Origin of the sequence: Mesorhizobium sp. M0816, from assembly GCF_040320005.1 — a bacterium.
In the GTDB taxonomy this organism is placed as follows: Bacteria; Pseudomonadota; Alphaproteobacteria; order Rhizobiales; family Rhizobiaceae; genus Mesorhizobium.
Genome location: NZ_JAMYOT010000079.1, coordinates 1 through 3563, shown reverse-complemented (window position 1 = coordinate 3563; position 3563 = coordinate 1). Strand labels below are relative to the sequence as shown.

Annotated in this window: 4 protein-coding genes; 1 reads left to right on the top strand and 3 read right to left on the bottom strand. The window is 61.7% G+C overall.

Features of this window, described 5'->3' with window-relative positions:
- On the top strand, positions 1–1995 hold a 1995-nt coding region (locus tag NKI17_RS36645; RefSeq protein ID WP_352907923.1), incomplete at its 5' end, for a recombinase family protein.
- Here the strand turns inward: NKI17_RS36645 and tnpB are convergent.
- The 3 genes from tnpB to NKI17_RS36630 form a co-directional block, all read right to left on the bottom strand.
- Entirely contained in the window at positions 1966–2202 is a 237-nt protein-coding gene (tnpB, locus tag NKI17_RS36640; protein WP_352458498.1) for an IS66 family insertion sequence element accessory protein TnpB, read from the bottom strand. The genes NKI17_RS36645 and tnpB overlap by 30 nt on opposite strands.
- Positions 2199–2579 carry a transposase gene (locus tag NKI17_RS36635; RefSeq protein WP_352907922.1) on the bottom strand — a complete coding sequence of 127 codons (381 nt, stop codon included), beginning with the start codon at positions 2577–2579 and terminating at the stop codon, positions 2199–2201. The genes tnpB and NKI17_RS36635 overlap by 4 nt, the downstream gene beginning before the upstream one ends.
- Before the next feature lie 107 nt (positions 2580–2686).
- The gene (locus NKI17_RS36630) at positions 2687–3148 is read right to left on the bottom strand and encodes a hypothetical protein (RefSeq protein WP_352907921.1); all 462 of its coding nucleotides are present in this window, start codon (positions 3146–3148) and stop codon (positions 2687–2689) included.
- Positions 3149–3563 lie beyond the last annotated feature (415 nt).

The window sequence follows — 3563 nt, the reverse complement described above, 5'->3', positions numbered from 1 at the left end:
CGTGGGCGCGCTGTCGCCCTCGGCTGGCGCGACGAGCAGATTATCGTCATCGATAACGATCAGGGCGAGTCCGGCGCATCGGCGGCCTGGCGCGAGGGGGTTCAGCGCCTGGTCAGTGACGTCGGCATGGCGCGCGCCGGTATCGTGATGGGGCTGGAGGTCTCCCGTCTGGCGCGCAACAATGCCGACTGGCAGCGTTTGCTGGAGATCTGCGCCCTTGCCGATACCCTGATCCTCGACGAAGACGGCGTCTACGATCCGGCAAGTTTCAACGACCGGCTCCTGCTTGGCCTGAAGGGTACAATGAGCGAAGCCGAGCTGCATGTGATCAAGGCACGGCTGCGCGGCGGCATCCTCAACAAGGCAAGGCGCGGCGAGTTCCGCTGTCCCCTGCCAACCGGGCTGGTCTACGATCATTCCGGCAATGTGGTGCTCGATCCAGACACGCAAGTCAGAGAGACGATCGTCCACTTCTTCGAGACGTTCTCTCGCGTCGCATCCGCCTCCCAGACCGTCAAGGTCTTCCGCCAGGAAGGCCTTTTGTTCCCATCACGCCTGCACAACAGTCAGACGGTGTTTCGGCCGCTGACCGCGTCGACCGCGGTGCGCGTCCTGAGCAATCCGCGCTATGCCGGTGCCTACGCCTATGGGCGGCGACACTATCGGCGCACCATCGACGGCAAGAAGACCGTGCGTGCGCGAACCAATGATGACTGGCTGGCCTGCATCCCCGATGCCCATCCCGGTTATATCGGCTGGGAGCAACATCAGGAGAACCTGAAGATCCTCAAGGCGAACAGCCACGGATATGACGCGGCACGCGCGTCAATCCCGAGGGAAGGCCCGGCGCTGCTGCAAGGTCGGGCCGTGTGCGGGCAATGCGGCAGGCATTTCCGGGTTCGCTACGCTGCCCGGCGCGGCCGGCAGGAAGCCTGGTACATCTGTGATCGCGCCCATACCTATCGCGGTGAACCCCTGTGCCAGTCCATTGCCGGGCCTCCCGTCGATGAAGCCATCGGCAGGCTGATTGCCGAGCAGATGACGCCGGCGGCCGTCGAACTGGCGCTCGACGTCCGCAAGGAGATCCAAGCCCGGAATGACGAAGCAGATCGCCTGCGCTGTCGCGCGATCGAGCGCGCCCAAACGGAAGCCGATCTCGCCCAGCGCCGTTTCATGCTGGTCGATCCCGACAATCGCCTCGTCGCCGACACGCTCGAAGGCGAATGGAACGAGAAGCTCCGCATGTTGGCCAAGGCCCGGGAAGAGCGCGAGCGCGCCCGCGAGCACGATCAGTTCATCCTTGATGAAGCTGTCCGCGAGCGGCTGGTCGCAATGACGGTGGATTTCAACAAGCTCTGGGCGGATCCCGATACCCCGAACCGCGAACGCAAGCGACTACTTGCCCACGTCATCGAGGATGTCACTCTCGTCAAGCTGCCGGCGGAAGGAACCACCAGGGTTCACGTTCGATTCAAGGGCGGCAAGATCCAGACACTCACCACCCTGAACCCAAAATCTTCCGCCCAGCAGGTCAAGACGCAGCCCGGCATCGTCGAACTGGTCGACAAACTCCTCGACGACCACATCTATTCCGAGATCGCAGAGCTGCTCAACCAGCAGGGATATCGTCCGGGCGAGGCCGCACGCCGCGGTCGCCACAACGCCCGCTTCACGGCCTTGCGGGTTGCCTATCTCGTCCACCAATACAAGCTGCGCTCACGCTATGACCGCCTGCGGGAACGTGGAATGTTGACAAAACAGGAAGCGGCCGCGCGTCTTGACATCCACGAGCACACCGTCACCAGATGGGCCAAACATGGCCTCATCACCAGCCATGCCTACAACGGCCACTATTGCCTGTATGAACTTCCCGTTTCGGATCTGCCGCAAAAACAATGCAGCCGATGGAACCGGCTCGTCGATCGCGCTGCCGCACGAAGGCAAAATGCCAGCCAGGCAAAACCCTCAACTGAACACGAAAGGGACGTAGTATGAATGCAGATCGTTGGCATAAAGACACACGCCGCTGCCGTCCCACCAGACGATCTTGATCCTGTCCGCTCTTTTGGCGCGGAATACATAAAGTGCGCCATTGAATGGATCCGAGCCGGCATCGCGCACCAGTGCCAAAAGGCCGTCGGGACCTTTTCTAAAATCGACGGGATGACTGGCGACCAACACCTTCACGCCAGCCGGGATCATGCCTGGCGAACCGCCCGGATAATCCGCACCAGCTGCTCCTCATTGATATCGGCACCGGCGCGAATGACCACGCCACCCAGCTCGATCTCCACCGACGCAGACGCTGTCGGCGTGACCTCGACAAAGCCGAGCCGCTCCGCATCCCTGTGTGGCGTGACCGCACCGCTCTTGATCGCCTTGCTCCGCCAGCCGAACAGCTGGGCCGGCGCGATCCCCGCTTGTCTGGCAATGGCCGATACATTCGCGCCCGGCTTCAGTGTCGCCTCGATCAGCCGCGACTTCGCTTCCGCCGACCAGCGCCGGCGCGGACGCTGCGGGCTTGCCTCCAGTCGGTTGGCAACCGCTTCAAGAACATGGAAACTTCTATCATCAGGCATAGGCGCAGACATAGAAATTGACACTGCAAGCTCCTCGGCTCCTTGCTTCAGTGTCAGTATGTCTCGCTCATCACCTCAAGCCGCGCCAGATGGGGTCAGCTTGGCGCTTACCCTTCGGCGGCATCGAACGAAGGCCGGGGCCGGTTAGGCTGCGCTTGCCGTCGCATAGGTTCGTAGAGCATCGAAAAGAACGTATCGGCGATTTCAGCGGCCAACTCAGGCAGAAGATGGTCGACAGACCCAACAAAACTGGAGCCGGAGAACAGCGATTTGACCGAAATGCGCCGAGCGATGATCTGGTATGTCTTGAACATCTCTCGGACCAAGGTCGTCCCTCGATCGCCCTGCACATGTCCTTCATCTTGAGGGTCGATGGAGATGCAATCCCAACGGAGTTCGACATATTTACGCCGGGTCGCGATACACAAATTTGGAATGCCTCGCTTTGTGCATTCGCGGAACCAACGAATTAGCACTGCGATCGCCGCTGGCGAATTCGACCCAGATACGATCTGGCAACGACGGCGATCTCGCAACCATCCTGACGGCTGAGAGATCAACATCGGCATGGCCGAACGTTGCCAACCTGTCTGACATTCGCCACAGGTCTAAGTGCGAGAGCGTAGGCCTCGCAGGCGAAGTGCTTTTAAGCGACGCAAGTAGCGCGGCGTTTGTGCCGTAGCCCAGCGCCCAGGACGACCACGGAAGCAGAAGGCGGTCCGCGACGCCGGCGTGATCGAGTTTGAGATCGACGGTGTCGCCATGCGCGTTGGCCGCGGCGCCGACACCAAAACGGTGGCTGCTATAATCCGCGCGCTTAAGGCAACGACGTGATCGGGCCGACGGGTGCGGTCAAGGTAATGGTGGCGACAAAGCCAGTCGAACCCCCTCGCGCCAGGCCGCCGATGCGCCGGACTCGCCCTGATCGTTATCGATGACGATAATCTGCTCGTCGCGCCAGCCGAGGGCGACAGCGCGCCCACG